The following is a 16,704-nucleotide window of genomic DNA, read 5'->3' on the forward strand; positions in this document are numbered from 1 at the left end:
GAAGCTCGGTTAGGTCTGCCAGACGAAGCGGGGAACCTGGCGGGTGGCCGCGGGTTGATGTGCGGTGCCAGTGTTTCGGCTCTGTCTGGCGGGAAGTGCCCCCACTGTCGGGCAGAAACAATCCCGCGGCGGACAGGGATGCCGAGCTCGCGTGGCAACTGGCTGGCACATCATTGCCCGGCCCGGCCGATCATCGCCAGGTTGGGACCGGTCGCGTCCTGCCCAGCCGATTCCGCGTCGTGGTGCCCGACCGCCCTGTGGTCAAATCTCGCGCTCAGATTCCCCTCCCGCTACGCACCCAGCGCAGCCTCCCGCGCCCTGATCCCGCGCCCCGATTGGGCCGAACGGGTGAAATCACCGCCGGAAATCAAACTCAAATATCGCGCCGCCCGACCCCGTCGAAGCGCGAACCGCCCGGAGGCCCGCTCCGTTTGAGTGGAACAACCCCTTGCCATGAAAGCGATTCGCGACCGCCGCCCCCGTCGAGCCCGGGGTGTCCACCGGGACCAGTCGCCCCACGATGCGGATTCCGCAGCAACTCACCCCATCCGCATCGGCAACCCAACCCAACCCCCGAAACGAATGCGGAAACCGGCCCACCTGAAAAACCCCCGCAACCTCCGCCGAAGTCCCCGATTCCCTGAACTCCACAGGAATTCCTGAGCTTGCGCGGTCGGGTACTGTCGATGCCCCTGGGTGATATTTTGCTCCGAACGGCTGAGTGTCGCCGACGTATCTGTCACCCTGGTGGAGCATCCTGTACCGGGAAGCGGCCTGGGTCGGGACCGGGCGCAGGGGAGGAAACGCTGTGCAGTACCTGCGGGAAGACGAATATCTCACTCGTCAGCAGCGAGCGCTGGCGGAAATGGTGCGCCGGGGACGGCGGAAGCGCAGTTTTCAGCTCGCGGAACATCTGGCGGCGGAGGGCGGGGTGCATCGGTCGGACGTCCTCGCCGTGACCGCACTTTTCCTTGCCTGCCAGGCGTTTCGGCGAGGCGACGTGGTGGCCGTGCAACGATTTTCGAGCGCGTTTCGCAGTTGTGAGCGAAGCAGCGTGGATCTTGCTCGGCAGCTCATGCGATTGGAAGCGGGCCGGGAACAGGGGTGGCTTCCGCGGGCGCATTATGACGAGCTTTTTTCCTACGCTTGGCGAGAAAACCGGCCCGACATTCTGGTCAAAGCCTCGTTGATTCAGCCGAGAGATGTTCCGGCGGCCGGATGGTGGGCCGAGATGGAGCGGAATCTCAGCCTGTTATCGGTCTGAACCACCGCGTTCACGGCCAGTCGATCCGGGCGAACAGGCCACGCAATTTCGCGCCGCGAGTCTCGTTCGCGGCGCTGACCCACGCGATCCGGCCCAGCAGGTGCGCGCGGAAATCCGGGTGCCCGGCACGGTTCTGCGACGCCGGACCGGTCCGGACGCAGTTGTGCAGCACGGCCCGCAGCTCGTCGTACTCGGAGCGAGCGACGGCCGGCGCTGCGTTCACCACCAGGCCCGCGACGCGTTGCTGCCGGTAGGCCGGTTTCACTGACGTCTTGTCGTCGCGCAGGCGGAAGCCCTCGTCGTTCACGATCCGCCGCACACCGGGCAGCAGTCGGTGCAGCGGCAGGCTCGCGTCGCCGGAGAAGGCGAGGTCGTCGGCGTAGCGGGTGTAGTTCGCGCCCAGCACGGCGGCGAGGCCGGAAAGCCGGCGGTCCAAGCGATTGGTGACGGCGTTCGCCACCGAGGGCGACGACGGCGCGCCTTGTGGGAGGTGCGTGCCGGCGAGGTGGTCCAGCATCCTCGACCGAGCGGGCGCGGCACGCAGGACGTCGACCGGGGTGCGAGTGGTGAGGATTCCGGCGATGGCGGCGGCGACGGCCGGCGGGTAGCCGGCCAGATCGAGCAGCGAGCGCACGCGGGACGCGGAGACCGTCGGGAAAAACCCAGCCAGATCGAGCCGCACCACCAGGTCCTGTCCGGCGTGCGGCCGGGCGCAGGTGTGGATCGAGCGGCCGCGACGGAAACCGTGCGCGGCCTCGTGCACCGGCAGCGCGTCGAGCACGTGCCTGCGGACTCGGCGTTGCACCTCGGCCAGCCGGGGCTTCGGCCGTTCGATCAGCCGCGCGCCGCCGGTGGACGTCGGGATCCAGCGGTAGCTGTAGTGCCGCAGCACGGGCCGCGACCGTCGGTGCCAGCCGCGTTCGTCGGCGAACCACGCCAGTTCGCCGACGGTGAGGTCCAGCGCCGCGGCGCATTCGTCGAACGTCGTCCACCGCGCGACCGGCCACCGCCACACCGGCATCGGTTCGAGGAGCGACGCGGAGGCGACTCGTTCTCCGTTCATCCGCGCTGTCTTGCACGCGGAGCGTGCCGCCGCTGCGCGGGGCGCTGTGGGTACGTGTCGTGCTGCTCCCCGGGGTTGCCCCGGAGTGGGTGGTCCTCCACCGGCTCACCTCCGCGTCGCTCACCGCCACCCTAGCCAAGATCACCGACAAAACGGGCGGCCGGGGAGAATGCCCCCGTGACCGAGCACACCCTTGACCCAGAGCCTTGTCTATAGCAACTTTTGCACTATGCAAGGTTTGCCGGACGACGTGGCCGATCTCGAGCGGCTGACTCGCGTGCTCGTGGCCGTGGCCTGGGACAGCGCGCACGCCGCCCCGCGCGGCGTCACCTTCCCGCAGGTGCGATTGCTCGTGGTGCTCGACAGCCTGGGACGCGTGCCGTGTTCGCGGCTCGCCGAGGCGATGGGGGTCAACGCCTCCTCGGTCACGAGGCTGGCTGACAAGCTCGAGGCGCACGGATACGTCGTGCGCGGCGAGGACGAGCACCGCCGCACGGTGGTGACGATCGAGGTCACCGCTGCCGGACGCGAGGTCGTCACGGGTGTCGTGGACCGACGCCACCGCGCGCTGTCCGAACTGCTGGCGGAAGTGCCCGCCCAGCGGAGCCAGGCGGTCTCGACGGCGGTCCGCGACCTGGTCGCGGCGGCGGAATCGGCACCCGGTGTGCCGACGGCCGGGCCGGGCCGGCTGTGAAGATCCCGGCGCGGGCCGCGCACCTCGGCGACTTCGCAGTCAATCGGCGGATGCTGCTGATCACCGCGATCGCGCTGCCGGTGGGCGGCGCCGCGGCGGTGGCGGCGTTCGCGCTGCTCAAGCTCATCGGCTTGATCGCCAATCTGGTCTTCTACCAGCGCGTCGCCACGGATCTCGTCGCGCCGGGCGCGCAGCACCACCCGTGGTGGCTCGTGCTGCTCGCGCCGGTCGTCGGCGGGCTCGTGATCGGCCTGATGGCGCGCTACGGCTCGGAAAAGATCCGCGGCCACGGCATGCCGGAGGCGATCGAAGCGATCCTCACCGGCGGCAGCCGGGTGGCCCCCCGCGTCGCGGTGCTGAAGCCGGTTTCGGCGGCGGTCAGCATCGGCACCGGCGGCCCGTTCGGCGCCGAGGGACCGATCATCATGACCGGCGGCGCGGTCGGTTCGATCGTCGCGCAGTTGCTGAAACTGTCCGCGGACGAACGCAAGACGCTGCTCGTCGCCGGTGCTGCGGGCGGGATGGCGGCGACGTTCAACGCGCCGCTCGCGTCGGTCCTGCTGGCGGTCGAGTTGCTGCTCTTCGAATGGCGTCCGCGCAGCCTCGTGCCGGTGGCCGCCGCGGTGTCGGTCGCGACGGTGTGCCGCGGTTTCCTCCTCGGCACCGGACCGGTTTTCGGGGTCCCGTTCACCGGCGCGAACCCCGGCCCGGCCGCGGACGGCCTCGCCCTCATCCCCGGTCTCACCGGCGGGTTGCTGGCGATCGGCGCGACCGCGCTCGTCTACTTCGCCGAAGATCTTTTCGGGCGCTTGCCGGTGCATTGGATGTGGTGGCCAGCGATCGGCGGCCTGGTGATCGGCATCGGCGGGTTGATCGAACCGCACGCGCTCGGCGTCGGCTACGACGTGATCGACACGCTGCTCACCGGGCACGCGACCGCGTCGCTGATCGTCGGAATCCTGGTTGTGAAGACGCTGATCTGGGCGCTGTCACTGGGATCCGGGACCTCTGGCGGCGTGCTGGCGCCGGTGTTCATGATCGGTGCCGCGCTGGGTGCGGCGGAAGGCGGTTTGCTGCCACACGTCGCGCCGGGATTCTGGGCGACGTGCGGGCTGGCCGCGGTGGTCGGCGGCGTGATGCGGTCGCCGTTCACCGGCATTGTGTTCACGTTGGAGCTGACCCACGCGTGGAGTTATCTGCTGCCACTCGTCGTCGCGTCGTTCTCGGCGTACGCGCTTTCGGTATTGCTGCTCAAGCGTTCCGTACTCACCGAGAAGATCGCGCGGCGACGGCTGCACCTCACTCGCGAGTATACGACTGATCCACTTGAGACGTTCTTCGTGCATGAAGTGATGACGCACCAACCGGATGTGCAGATGTCAGCGGATGTCGTTGTGTACGCGGACGACACTCTGCGCGATGTCGCGAACGAACTGGCGCTCGGGCACACGACACAGGCGTTGGTGGTCGACCGGCACGATCCCTCGCGGGTGCTTGGCAAAGTGACGTTGGCGCAATTGCTGCACGCGCGACGGCGAGACCTGCACGAGGAGCATCACCGGGAACGGCTGCTGGGCCCGTCGGTCAGCGCTTGAGCCGTTGTTTGTCCACTTTGCCCACTGGGGTCAGCGGCAGCTCAGCGCGGAACTCCACAGTGGACGGTACGAAATGCTCGCCGCCGAGTTCTCTGCGGACCTGGTCGCGCAGTTCGTCGGTGGTCGTCTTGTCGGCGACCACGACTGCGCGCAGAAGGGTACCGTCCGGTCCGGCTTCCGGGACGACTGCGGCGGCTTTTACCTTGGGATGGCTGAGAAGTGCGTGCTCCACAGTGGTCGAAGAGACCTTCGTGCCGTGCTCGCCGGTGACGATGACGTCGTCGATCCGGTCCTCTAGGTAGAGGTAGCCGTCCTCGTCGAAGCGGCCGAGGTCGCCAGTGTGCAGCCAGCCGTCGCCGATCGGCGGCTGGCCGTGGTAGCCGTCCATCATGGACAGTCCGCGCACGAGTACCTCGCCGTTCTCGACGCGGGCTTCCATGCCTGGCACGATGCGGCCGACCGAGCCGAGAAGATCCGGCCGGGCAAGGACTTCGTCCGCGGAGATGCTGGCGATCATCGGCGCTTCGGTGAGCCCGTAACCCTGTCCGACGACCGGTCCGAACACCTCGAGCGCCTCGGCCAGCCTCCGGGGCGGCAACGGCGCGGCCCCGAGGGAAAGCTGCTGCACGCTGGATACGTCCGTTGTGGACAGATGCGGATGGTCGAGTACCGCGGCGAGCCGAGGCGGGGTAAGGGAAAATGTCGTGATGCGATGACGCTCCACATCGGCCAGCAGCTTTTCGGCGTTGAACTCCCGATGCAGCACCACGGTGTTGCCGCAGCAGAGCGCGCCGAGTACGGCGGCGTTGCCGGTCATGTGTGTGAGCGGCGCGGTGACGAGAGCGGTTTTGGTGCCGTCCGGCTGGAAGATGTGGGCCACGCCGTCGTAAATGCCGCTGTGCCGGATCAGCTTCGGAGTTCCGGTGGTGCCGCCGCTGGGGAAAATCGCCGTGACGCGATCCGGCAATGTGTCCGTAGTGGACGGACGCGCGGCGGCGAGCGTGTCGAGTTCGGTGTCAGTGAGCAAGGTCGCCCCGGTGGCCGCCAGCGTCGCCGCCCGCGCCGGACGGCTCGCGGACGCCGCGATCAGCACGACTTCCAATCCACGCAGTTGCGCGGCAAGCTGAGCGAGCACCACTTCCGGCCGGTTCGCGGCGTCGATCGCCACCATGCCGCGTACCTCGGCGAGTCCACTGTGCAGTCGCGACAGCAGCTCTGCCGCCGCCCGGTACGTCATCGTGGTGTCGTCGTGGTGGAACAGCACGGTGTCGCCGCCGTCGCGGAGTGCGGAAAGGACGCGGGACAGGAAAAAGCTCACCCGGCACACCGTAGTCGCGTGTTGGCCGGGACCGGCGATCGCGGCTAGGTTCGGTGTCATGACCGCTCCGCCCGCGATCGACGCCGACCCGAGAAGCTGGCGCCGCGCCCTCGCCGACCTGCGGGCCGGGCTGCGTGCCCGGGAACTGTGGGCCTTGCTCGCCTGGCAGGACATCAAGCAGCGCTACCGCCGTTCGTCGCTGGGGCCGTTGTGGATCACCGTCGGGATGGCGGTCACCGCGCTCGCGCTGGGCGTGGTGAACTCCGCGTTGTTCGGTACCTCGATTTCGACGTTGCTGCCGAGCATCACCACCGGGCTCATCCTGTGGAACTTCATGAACGGCTGCATCGTTGAGGGTTCGGAAACGTTCATCGCGAACGAGGGGATGATCAAACAGCTGCCGGCGCCGGTGTCGGTGTACGCGCTGCGCACGGTGTGGCGGCAGGCGTTGTACCTGGCGCACAACCTCGTCGTGTACGTAGTGGTGCTGGCGATCTTCTTCGGCAAGCTCTCGCAGCCGTACCGCTTGGTGGACAAAGCGGGCGCGCTGCTGCACCCCGGGCTCGGCTGGGGAATGCTGCTCGCGGTGCCCGCGCTGCTGCTGGTCTTGCTGAACGGTGCGTGGGTGGTGCTGCTGTTCGGGGTGGTGTCCACGCGGTTCCGCGACATCCCGCCGGTGATCCAGAGTTTCATCACGATGCTCTTCTACGCAACGCCGATCATGTGGTCGATGGACCAGGTGCGCGCGATGAATCAGGCCTCGCACGAAGGTTTCGGTTCTGTCGCGGTGAATTTGCTGCAGCTCAACCCGGTGTACCACTTCGTCGAGATCGTGCGCGCGCCGCTGGTCGGGCAGCAGCAGAGCTGGACGCACTGGCTGGTCGCGGGCGTGGTGACCGTGGTCGGCTGGACGCTGGCGTTGCTGGTGCTGCGCAATTACCGGGCCCGGGTCGCTTACTGGGTCTGACGTCCACTTAGGACTTTCCGTCGACAGCTCGATCGGCCGAGCACGCACGCGGGGTTTAGCGTGGTCCCACGACCCGCGCGAACGGAGGCCCCATGAAGCGTCGGAAGGCATTGCTGGCTCTCGGCGTGACGGTGCTCGCGATGAGCACGGTCGCCGCCACCCCCGCCGAACTCACCCCGCGGCAACTGGCCGGACAGCGGGTGATCTACTCCTATCCCGGCCTGACCCCGCCCGACGCTCTGCTGCAACGAATCCGCGCCGGGGAAGCCGCGGGCGTGATCTTCTTCGGCGAGAACATCTCGAGTTCCCAGCAGATTACCGGCGTCATCCGACAATTACGGGACGCGAACGCGCAAAGCCCGGTGCATCGGCCGTTGTTGCTGATGACCGACCAGGAAGGCGGCAAAGTCCGCCGCCTGCCCGGGGAGCCGGTCCTGTCGGCGAAGCAGGTCGCTCAGTCCTCGAACCCGTCCGCCGCGGCGCAGGCCGCAGGTACCGGTGCGGGCCAGAACCTGGCCGGGGTGGGCATGAACGTGAACCTCGCGCCGGTTCTGGATGTCTACCGCCAACCGGGCAATTTCATCGACAAATACGGCCGTTCTTATAGTCAGGATCCCCAGGTGGCCGGTGCGCTGGGCCGGGACTTCGCGACCGCCCAGCAGTCCACCGGAGTCGCCGCGACCGCCAAGCACTTCCCCGGACTGGGCGCCGTCCCGGCCGGAAGCAACACGGACGTCGGGCCGGTAACGTTGAACGTGCCGTTGCCTGAACTGCGCGCTAAGGACGAGGCTCCCTACCACCCGGGGGTCGATGCCGGGGTGAAGCTGGTGATGCTCTCGTGGGCCGTGTACCCGGCTCTGGACGCTTCCCGCCCCGCCGGACTCTCGCCGGCGGCCGTGCAGGAACTCCGCAACGGCACGGGGTTCGCCGGGGTGACCGTGACGGATGCTTTGGAGGCTGGCGCGCTGAAGTCTTATGGCGGGCCGGGAAACCGTGCTGTGCTGGCGGCGAAGGCGGGGATGGACTTGATCCTGGCCTCCGCTCGAGACGTGAGCCAGGGGGATGATGCTGCTTCCTCGCTGGCTGCGGGCTTGTCGGACGGATCTTTGCCGAGCGGGGAGTTCACCGCGGCGGTTGATCGGGTGTCGGCGTTGCGGGACGGGGTGAAGTAGGGCCTTTGGTGGTGGGTTGAGGTTCTGCTCGCCGCTGCGGGGCTTCTCCTTGCCTTGTTCTTGCTGCTGAGCCCCGAGCGCGCTCCCGTGCGACGAGGTTCTCGCACCGCCGCTGATGTTGGTCGCGCCTGAGGCGTGCTTCCCCGCGCGGCAAGGTTCTCGGCGCTGCCCCGGCGTTCTCTGCCGCGCGGCTCCGCCCTGGATCCTGCCCTCGAGCTGCCACGCCACGTCGCGAGATTCCGGTATTGCTCCTCGCCGCGCACGACAGCTCTCGGTATTTCTCGCGGGTTCGGCTCCGTCGCGCATCCAGTCAGCGGTGTCCTTCGTTCGCGCTAACTGCGAGCCTGGTCGTCGTACAGCCTCTGCTAGCGACGTTGTAGCCGGTACCTGCGCGGCACCCGGCCCGCCCTCCGCGATTATCCAGCAAACAACCCCCCGTTCCGGTGACACCCGGCGGTGTGGACATCGCGCTGTCGGCGGGCCGAACGGGCACCCTTGCGTGCGACCCACCCACGACGGGAGGACGAATGCAAGCTTGGTGGCTCCTGGTGGCCGTCGCCGCGGTGTTCGTGGTGCTGGCCGTGGTGTTCCTGCGCCGCGCCGCCCGGCGTCGCTCCGCTGTTCCGCCGCCGACCACCCCGCCCTCGCTGACCTCCCCGACCTCCCGGCCGGACGACTCGATGCGCCGCTGGGTCTCACCGTCGGACGCCGAGCCCCGCCGCGCGCGCCACCGACTGGACGAGGCGCACCCTCTGGCGCGCTACCCGGTCGCCCGGCAGCGTCCGGTGCGCCACCCTCGGCCGTCAGCGCAGCCGGATTCTGCACAGGAGCCGAGAGACTCGTAGCTTGGGGGGTCTGGTGGCAGGCCTGGCGGTCGTCGCGGAAGTACTGTCAGCGAGCGGTTTCGGCGGATGGGTTGCCGAATGCTCGGCCGGAAACTCGCCCTGTCCGAAGATGCGCTCCCGCTGGGGCTAAGGAGATTCGCCAGCGCCAGAACCCGGTGGGAAGTCCTCTTCAGCGGAGGCGTTGCCGCTCCAGTGCGACGCTGCCAGCTCATCAGGGCGTTGCCCCGCAGCTTGCTCAGTGTTCATCCCTGTGGGCGAACGCCGAGCCCCGTTTTTTGTCGGTGCCCGCTGGGATGCTTCCGGTCATGGTTCCCGTGCTGCTTCTCATCGACGTCCAGAACAACATGCTTCTCCCGCCCACCCCAGTGCCCGATGCTGACCGAGTCGCCGCCGCGATCGCGCGTGTCCTGGAGCGTGCGCGAGCAGCGGGTGCCCAAGTAGTGCACGTCCGGAACAACGGCACCGGCGACGACCCCGACGTGCCCGGCACCTCCGGCTGGGAACTGGTGCACGACGTCCGCCCGGGCGAGCACGTAGTCGACAAACAGACACCCGACTCCTTCGCCGATACCTCGCTGGGCTCCTTGCTTGCGGAGTCAGCCCCGCTGGTCGTGGCCGGAATGCAGAGCGACTTCTGCGTCCGGGCCACCTCCTTGGCCGCCCTCAACCGCGGTCATGAGGTCACGCTGGTCCAAGACGCCCACGCCACCTACGACGACGAACTCCCCGCCGCGGAGGAGAGCGCCCGGGTGAACGAGGAACTGTCCGCGGCAGGCGTGAAGCTGGTCGGCAGCGAGGAGGTGCTCTTCGCCTGATCCCGGCGCCGTCGAGGGGCGGCAATTGCTAAGTCGATGAGCCTCCGCAGGATCGATCGATTTCATCGCTGAATCGCAGCGAAAACAGGCGTTGGACTGGCTGGTCGCCGTCGGCCAATACTCAGCCCATGACGTCTGAGCCCGGCGACTCCGCCGAGGATCCAGCCCGAAGCGACGACCTCGACGGTGGCGTGCCGGCGGACCGGTCCGCCGACACCGAGCCCGGCCTCGCTGCGAAGAGCGACGCGGGCGATCGTCGGGTCGCGCAGGACAACGTTGTTCTCGATGCGGCGAACGACAGCACGACGACCGGTGCCGAGCCGGTGGCGACTGTTGAGCCGATGGCGGGTGTCGACCAGGCGTCGAGTGTCGACGCGGTGCGGGGTGGCGAGTTGGTGGCCGACGTCAGTTTGGCGACCGGTGCCGAGCCGGTGATGGCCGTCGAGTCGATGGCGGGCGTTGACCAGTCGGCCAGCATCGACCCGGTGGCAGGTGGGGAGCCTGTTACCAACGTCAGCTTGGCGACCGGTGCCGAGGCGATGGCGGGTGTTGACGGGGCGGCGAGTGTCGATCCGGTGCCCAGCGCCGAGTCGGTGGCCGTCAACCTGATGGGGAGCGTCGGCCCGGTGCCTGGCGTCGAGTCGGCGGTCAGCGCCAGCTCGGCAGCAGATGCCGTGGCCGACGCCAACCCGGTGGCGGGCAGCAACTCTGCTGGCGGACTCAACCGGGCGGCCAATGCCGAGCCTGCCGCCAACGTCGGCAGGGCGGCCAACGGCAGCCCGGTGTTCGGCGGCAATTCGGTGCGCGGTGTCGGGCCGGTCGTGAGCCTCGGCTCGGTGGCCGGCGTCGAGCCAGCGGTGGGCCCCAGCTCGGTGGCCGGTGTCGGGCCGGTCGTGAGCCTCGGCTCGGTGACCGGTGTCGAGCCAGCGGTGAGCCTCAACTCGGAGGCTGGCGTCGAGTCGGAAGTCGGCGTCAGCCCGGCAGCCGATGTCGAGCCGGTCGACGGAGAGACTCGCGATGCTGTCCGGTTGCTGCGGCGGCTCGGCGGGCGAGCGTTCGCGTTGGCGTTTGTCGCCGGGATTACCGGGCTGACGACCGTCGCGTTGGTGTTGGGGTTGGTCGGCTTTGCGCTGGTGCTCGCGCCGGTGCGTGGGGTCAGGCGAGGAGGTGGGCCAGCAGCGCCCGTGCCGCCGGGTTGGTGAGGTTTGCCGAGCGGCCGGTCAGGTAGATCGTGCGGGCCAGCGTCGGCTGGGTCAGGTGGGCGAACGGCAGCCCGGACCTCGCGGCGACCTGTTCCGGAACCACGGTGACGCCCAGGCCGGCCGCGACCAGGTCGACTAGCAGGGGCACGTTTGTCGCCTCGCATACCTGGTCGCGGCGGGCTCCGGCTTCGGTGAAGGCGCGGTCGACCAGGGCTTGCAGGCCGCTGCCGGTGAAGTCTACGAACGGTTCGCCGTCCAGCTCCGCCAGCCGGACTCGGCGGCGGGGCGACAGGCGGTGTCCGGGGTGGGTGAGCAGGACCAGGTTTTGCTGCCAGCTGGCGAATTCGGCCAGATCCTCCGGCAGCGGACCGCCCATATAGGACAGATCCAGTTCGCCGTCGGATACTGCGGCGGTCAGTCCGGGGATCGTGCCTTCCCGGACACGCAGCCGGATTCCTGGGTAGCGGGCGCGGAATTCGCCGAGTTTCGCGGGCAGGTCGATGACGGTCAGAGTCTGGATGGTCCCGATCGACACCCGGCCGCGCGCGAGGCCGGTTACCGCGGCGACCTCGCCTCGGGCGGAGTCGACGTCCGCGGCGATTTGGTGCGCCAGGGGGAGCAGGGCCTCGCCTGCGGGAGTGAGGGTCACCCGGCGGGTGGTGCGGTCGAACAGTTCCGCGCCGAGGTCGGCTTCCAGTTTCCGGATCGACGCGCTGAGGGCGGACTGCACGACGTGCACGTCTTGGGCGGCGCGGGTGAAGTTGCGGTGCCGGACTACAGCGAGGAAGTGTTCGACCTGCCTCAGCTCCATCGGCTTCGCCTCCGTTCGCCACCGGGGAGACCGGCGCTTGGTGAACGTACCGCGGGGCTCGTTCGCGACGGCTGATCCAGGTAGGGACCGCGGCGGCGAGGCCCGATGGTGGGCCGGGGCGAGAGGCGATGGGTTCGCGCGGGCCGCGGGTTCGACGACGAACTGTGGCGGTTGGATGCGGAGGGCCAGTTCGCGCGCTGGGTCTCCGCGCCGGGGCTCAGTGACCGGGGCGGCTGCGCGCGGCAGGGCTGGGGTGGCTGTGTGTGGCGGGCTGGGGTGCCTGGGCGGCTGCGTGTGGCGGGGTTGGCTAGCCGGGGTGGCTACACGTGGCCGGCTTGGCTGACCGGGGTGGCTGGCTTGGCTGATCAGGGCGGCTGCGTTTGGCGGGTTGGTTGGCTGGGCGGCTGCGCGTGCCGCGCCCGGTTAGCCGGGGCGGCTGCGCCTGGCGGGGTTGGCTGAGGCGGCGGCGTGCGGCGCGCTCGATTGGTCAGGCGGCCGCGAGTGGCGCGCCCGGTTAGCCGGGGGTGGCCACGTGTGGCGAGCTTGGCTGACCGGGCGGCGGCGTGTGGCGCGCTCGCTTAGCTGAGGCGGCGGCGCGCAGCTGGCCAGGGTTAGCCGGGCCGTCCGGACAGGCTCGCCAGCGGGAGCGGCCGAGCAGCCAGAAACACAGCCAGAGTGCACACGACACCGCACCGAGGCTTACGGGGCTCCCGCCCAACTCCGCGGAAGCCCCAGAAAACCTTACTGGGCCGTGTAACCCCCGTCGGCCATGATCTCTACCCCGGTTACGTACGAGGATTCCGCGGAAGCCAAAAACAGGATCACATCAGCGACCTCCTGCACCTCCCCGGTGCGCCCCATCGGCACGCCCTCGACCTGCTTCGCTCGCCACACCGGGTCGGTGGAGCCGCGGGAGGTGCGCATGGGCGGCAGCAGGCCGGGCGCTACCGCGTTGACTCGGATGCCTTCGCCTGCATAGTGGACCGACGCGGTGGTCGTCATCGCCTTGATCGCGCCCTTCGAGGCGGCATAACCCAGATGCACGCCGACCTGGCCGATCGAGGCTGAGATCGACGTCAGGTTCACGATCGAGCCGCCCCTGCCGGACATCGCTGCGGCGCCGTGCTTGATGCCCAGGAATACTCCGCGGGCGTTGACTTGCAGCAGGCGGTCGTAGAAGGCCGTGCTCGTGAGATCCGGGTCGAAGGTGCCGCTGATCCCGGCGTTGTTGACCAGGACGTCCAGCTTTCCGTGCTGGTCCAGGACGGCACCGAGGACAGCCGCCCAGGAGTCTTCGTCGGTGACGTCCAGGCGGCGGTATTCGGCCTGGCCGCCGAGCGCGCGGATTTCCTCGGCTACGGCGGCGCCGTCAGCGTCTTCGACGTCGGTGACGACGACCGTCGCGCCTTCGCGGGCGAAGGTGAGGGCGGCCGCCCGGCCCATTCCGCTTGAAGCGCCGGTGATCAGGGTGATCTTGTCGGCCAATCGCATATGGGATGCCCTTTCGCTGGTGGGGACCCCAGTCTGAGCATGCGCGTCGGCGGGCCGTCGGCGAGGGGGTGGCTCAGAAAGATCAGGCCAGCTCAGCGGAGACGACGGACGACAGGTCGCGCAGGGCGTCCAGCAGCGAGTCGAGCGCATCGGGGCTGACCAGGACCGTGCTGACCATGCTGCTTTCCCGGACGCCTTCGCGGACGTCGACGGACAGCTCGTGGATCAGCTTCCCGTGCTGGGTCAGCGTGGCGACCAGGCCGGGGATCTGGTCGATGCCGCCGACGAAGTACGTCGCGATCCGGCGGCGGACCAGCATGGCCGGGGCGGAGGTGTACGGGGCCGAAGAAAAAGTGCTCAGGGACATGGCGTTTCTCCAGGAAGAAGGATCTGGCGGGAAGAGGGCCAGGTCCCGGAGAAAGGCGTACGCCGGCTTGCGCGCCGGCAGCCTGGTTCAGCCGGCGCGCTGGGTTACGAGTCGCTCGGACGTCATGAGGCGCAGCACGGCGACAGGCTAACACGGCATCCCGAGAAGGCAAAAGAATCCACAATGGACAGACGGGTCAGCCGGGTTCGTTCCACGGCAGCCGCTTGCGCAGCAAGGTGGCCGCACGCAGGGCGACTTCCACTTCCAGCCGGTGCTCGGCGAGCGGTCGTCCGCACAGTTCCTCGGCCTTGCGGACTCGATAGTGGACGGTGTTCTTGTGCAGGTGCAGCCGGGCGGCGGCGTGCGTGTAGCTGCCGTCGGTGTCGAGGAAGACCCGCAGGGTTTCGCGCAGCTGTTCGGCGCCGGGATCGTCGGCGACGAGGTCTCCGAGCACCCGCGCGATCCATCGATAGACATCGTCGGACTGTTCGGTGAGCAGCGCGGCGATTGCGACGTCGTCGAACAGCACCACGTTCTGGCTCTGGTCCTCGTTGGTCTCCGCGACCGCCCGTGCCCGGACCGCCTCGCGCAGCGAACCGCGGAATCCGGCCAGTCCGTAGCCGGGCGCGCCCAGAGCCAGCCGCAGGCCGCCGCCGATGTCGGTGACGCCGGAGCGGAGCCGGTCGACCTCGATGTCGTCGCGTTCCGTGCTGACCGTCCAGCTCCACAGCGTGCGGTCGTCAGCCAGCATGGTGAGAGCTGGACCGCGTCCGCACACCTCCTGTAGCAACCGGGCCGCGGCCTGCAGTTCGCCCGCACCCTCGGCGGGCAGCCACGCGACGGCCGCGCGGTGCCACTGTCGCATCGGGAAGGCGAGAAGCTGCTGCGCGGAGTCCTCGGTCAGCGTGTCCGAATCGAGGACCAGCCGGATCTGCGCCGCCCGCGCGGCTCCGGTGCGGCTGCTCCAGCGGCGGCGTTCGGTCTCGAAGATGTCGATGAGGCCCTGGATGACCTGGTCGATGTAGCGGTTGGTGCGGCGGGACAGTTCGGCGAGCACGGCCAGCGCGAGCTGGGTGTCGATGTTCGGCTGCCGCTCCAGCGCCTCGATCGCCCACTGTTCGAACCGGTGCTCGCCGAGCCGGTACGCGCGCAGCAGCGCTTCCAGCGACAGCTCGTGCTGGGCGAACCGGCGCGCGTACTCGGCCGCGGCGGGCGGGACGGTGATCCGGTCGAGCGGGATGGAATGCGACAGCATGTCGAGGATCGCGACCAGATTCGCCGACGTGCTGGCGATCATCAGCTTCCGGACCGTCTCGTCGTGCCGGAACTCCGGGATCATCTCGACGAACCAGTCGGTCAGCTCGGTGGTGCGCGCGGTGAGATCGGCGTCGATGGCGTGCGCGATCTCGGCCACGACGGCGTCGACGGCGTCGGACATGGCGGTCAGGGTAACCACCGGGCCGCCCCGGCGACAGGCGAGCGGCGTCGTTCACCCCCTCGGTGCAGGCGGTTGTGACCCCGGCACAACGACCGGCGAAGCCTTCGGTTCTGCGGCCTATGGCCTGGGTCACGGCCCGTCCTTACCGTCATTTCCCACTAAGCCGCCCTGGGAAAGGACTTCGACGATGCACCTCGCGGCCCTGCCTGAAGAACGAGCGCGGCGGAACCCGAACCTGCCCTGTCTCGCCGATGAACACGGCGAACTCGGCAATGCCGGATTCGCGGTGCGGGTGCGCAGTGCGGCGGCCGCCTTGCGGGCCCGAGGGGTCGGCGCGGGCGACGTGGTCGCGGTGCTGCTGCCGAATCGGGTCGAGTTCGCGGTGGTGTTGTTCGCGGCCTGGCGGCTCGGGGCCGCGGTCACGCCGGTGAACCCGGAGCTGACCGACGGCGAGGCGTCGTTCCAGATCTCGGACGCGAAGGCGAAAGTCGTGGTGGGGCAGGCGGATTCGGATCTGGTGACGCTGCGACTCGAGCAGTTGGCGACCGCCGCGCCGGACGACGGACCGGTGGCCGACGACGAACATGCCGTCGCGTTGCTCATCTACACCAGCGGCACGACGGGGCAGCCGAAAGGCGTCGTGCTCGACCACGCCAACGTCCGGGCGATGACCGAAATGATCGTCAACGCGCTCGAACTCGGCCCGGCGGACCACAGTTTGCTGATCTTGCCGCTGTTTCACGTCAACGGAATCGTGGTCAGCGTGCTCGCGCCGCTGCTCGCCGGCGGCTGCTCGACGATCACCGCGAGATTCCGCGCGGACTACTTCTTCGACACGATCGAACGCGTCCGACCGACGTTTTTCTCCGCCGTACCAGCGATTTACGCGCGGCTGGCGGGTCTTCCGGAGACTGTTCGGCCGGACACTTCGTCGCTGCGGCTGGTGGTTTGCGGTGCCGCGCCGATGCCCGCTGAACTGATCGAGTGTGTCGAGCAGCGGTTCGGGGTGGTGGTCGTCGAGGGGTACGGACTGTCCGAGGGAAGCTGCGCGTCGACGCTGAATCCGCTGGCCGGGCCGCGTAAACCGGGCACCGTCGGGCGTCCGTTGCCCGGGCAGGAAGTCGCACTGATGGATCCAGAAGGCAGGCTGACCGACGGTCCCGGCGAGGTCGTGGTCCGCGGCCCGAACGTGATGCGCGGTTACCTCAACCGGCCCGAGGCCACCGCCGCGACGATCGTCGACGGCTGGCTGCACACCGGCGACGTCGGGCGGTTCGACGAGGACGGCTACCTCGTCCTGGTCGACCGCATCAAGGACATGATCATCCGGGGCGGGGAGAACCTCTACCCCAAGGAGATCGAGAACGCACTGCACGCACACCCGGCGGTGCTGGAAGCCGCGGTGGTCGGCGCGCCGCATCCGGTGCTCGGCGAGCTGCCGGTCGCGACCGTGACGCTGTACCCGGCCGCGGTCGTGAGCGAGGCCGAGCTGCTTGACCATTGCCGCGCCCGGCTGACGCGGGTGAAGGTGCCGGTGCGGATCGACATCGTGCCCGCGCTGCCGCGGAATCCGGTCGGCAAGATCGACAAACCGGCGCTGCGCCGGGAACTCGCCGCGGCTGGCTAAACCCGCTCTTGAAAGAACAATCCGTGCCCGCATCA

Annotated in this window: 15 protein-coding genes; 9 read left to right on the forward strand and 6 right to left on the reverse strand. The window is 69.0% G+C overall.

The genetic code is table 11. The features are described from left to right. The first annotated feature begins 808 nt into the window (after positions 1–808). On the forward strand, positions 809–1,264 hold the full coding sequence (locus ABD156_RS12530) for a hypothetical protein (RefSeq protein ID WP_344271111.1): 456 nt from the start codon (positions 809–811) through the stop codon (positions 1,262–1,264). A 10-nt stretch (positions 1,265–1,274) separates the two neighbouring features. Here the strand turns inward: ABD156_RS12530 and ABD156_RS12535 are convergent, their stop codons facing one another. Next, the gene (locus tag ABD156_RS12535; protein WP_344271114.1) at positions 1,275–2,327 is read right to left on the reverse strand and encodes a reverse transcriptase family protein; all 1,053 of its coding nucleotides are present in this window, start codon (positions 2,325–2,327) and stop codon (positions 1,275–1,277) included. Between the two features lie 229 nt (positions 2,328–2,556). Between ABD156_RS12535 and ABD156_RS12540 the strand changes: the two genes are divergently transcribed. Next, positions 2,557–3,021, forward strand: coding sequence for a MarR family winged helix-turn-helix transcriptional regulator (locus tag ABD156_RS12540; RefSeq protein WP_344271116.1), 465 nt, complete (start codon positions 2,557–2,559; stop codon positions 3,019–3,021). Further along, positions 3,018–4,616 carry a chloride channel protein gene (locus ABD156_RS12545; protein ID WP_344271119.1) on the forward strand — a complete coding sequence of 533 codons (1,599 nt, stop codon included), beginning with the start codon at positions 3,018–3,020 and terminating at the stop codon, positions 4,614–4,616. The genes ABD156_RS12540 and ABD156_RS12545 overlap by 4 nt, the downstream gene beginning before the upstream one ends. On the opposite strand, the gene ABD156_RS12550 is transcribed toward ABD156_RS12545, so the two are convergent. Further along, positions 4,606–5,934, reverse strand: a complete 1,329-nt coding sequence (locus ABD156_RS12550; RefSeq protein WP_344272308.1) for a class I adenylate-forming enzyme family protein — start codon at positions 5,932–5,934, stop codon at positions 4,606–4,608. The genes ABD156_RS12545 and ABD156_RS12550 overlap by 11 nt on opposite strands. A 58-nt stretch (positions 5,935–5,992) precedes the next feature. Between ABD156_RS12550 and wzm the strand changes: the two genes are divergently transcribed. From wzm to ABD156_RS12575, 5 genes are all read left to right on the forward strand, one after another. Continuing rightward, positions 5,993–6,901: a galactan export ABC transporter permease subunit Wzm/RfbD gene (wzm, locus tag ABD156_RS12555; RefSeq protein WP_344271122.1), complete on the forward strand. Its 909-nt coding sequence runs from the start codon at positions 5,993–5,995 to the stop codon at positions 6,899–6,901. 92 nt (positions 6,902–6,993) lie between these two features. After that, positions 6,994–8,073: a glycoside hydrolase family 3 N-terminal domain-containing protein gene (locus ABD156_RS12560; protein ID WP_344271125.1), complete on the forward strand. Its 1,080-nt coding sequence runs from the start codon at positions 6,994–6,996 to the stop codon at positions 8,071–8,073. Between the two features lie 527 nt (positions 8,074–8,600). Next, complete coding sequence (locus ABD156_RS12565; protein ID WP_344271128.1) at positions 8,601–8,918, forward strand: hypothetical protein; 318 nt, start codon at positions 8,601–8,603, stop codon at positions 8,916–8,918. Between the two features lie 305 nt (positions 8,919–9,223). Further along, positions 9,224–9,733: an isochorismatase family protein gene (locus tag ABD156_RS12570; RefSeq protein WP_344271131.1), complete on the forward strand. Its 510-nt coding sequence runs from the start codon at positions 9,224–9,226 to the stop codon at positions 9,731–9,733. 128 nt (positions 9,734–9,861) lie between these two features. After that, positions 9,862–10,935: a hypothetical protein gene (locus ABD156_RS12575; RefSeq protein WP_344271133.1), complete on the forward strand. Its 1,074-nt coding sequence runs from the start codon at positions 9,862–9,864 to the stop codon at positions 10,933–10,935. Here the strand turns inward: ABD156_RS12575 and ABD156_RS12580 are convergent. The 4 genes from ABD156_RS12580 to ABD156_RS12595 form a co-directional block, all read right to left on the reverse strand. After that, the gene (locus tag ABD156_RS12580; protein ID WP_344271136.1) at positions 10,889–11,746 is read right to left on the reverse strand and encodes a LysR family transcriptional regulator; all 858 of its coding nucleotides are present in this window, start codon (positions 11,744–11,746) and stop codon (positions 10,889–10,891) included. The genes ABD156_RS12575 and ABD156_RS12580 overlap by 47 nt on opposite strands. 741 nt (positions 11,747–12,487) lie before the next feature. Further along, entirely contained in the window at positions 12,488–13,237 is a 750-nt protein-coding gene (locus ABD156_RS12585) for an SDR family NAD(P)-dependent oxidoreductase (RefSeq protein ID WP_344271138.1), read from the reverse strand. A gap of 82 nt (positions 13,238–13,319) precedes the next feature. Further along, positions 13,320–13,604 (reverse strand): hypothetical protein, encoded by a 285-nt coding sequence (locus ABD156_RS12590; RefSeq protein ID WP_344271141.1) that lies wholly within the window; start codon positions 13,602–13,604, stop codon positions 13,320–13,322. A gap of 196 nt (positions 13,605–13,800) precedes the next feature. Continuing rightward, entirely contained in the window at positions 13,801–15,042 is a 1,242-nt protein-coding gene (locus ABD156_RS12595; RefSeq protein WP_344271143.1) for a PucR family transcriptional regulator, read from the reverse strand. A 187-nt stretch (positions 15,043–15,229) separates the two neighbouring features. Here ABD156_RS12595 and ABD156_RS12600 point away from each other — a divergent pair, with 187 nt between their 5' ends. Continuing rightward, positions 15,230–16,669, forward strand: a complete 1,440-nt coding sequence (locus tag ABD156_RS12600; RefSeq protein ID WP_344271146.1) for a class I adenylate-forming enzyme family protein — start codon at positions 15,230–15,232, stop codon at positions 16,667–16,669. Positions 16,670–16,704: the final 35 nt, after the last annotated feature.

The sequence above is a fragment of the Amycolatopsis albidoflavus genome, from assembly GCF_039525725.1.
Lineage (GTDB): Bacteria > Actinomycetota > Actinomycetes > Mycobacteriales > Pseudonocardiaceae > Amycolatopsis > Amycolatopsis albidoflava.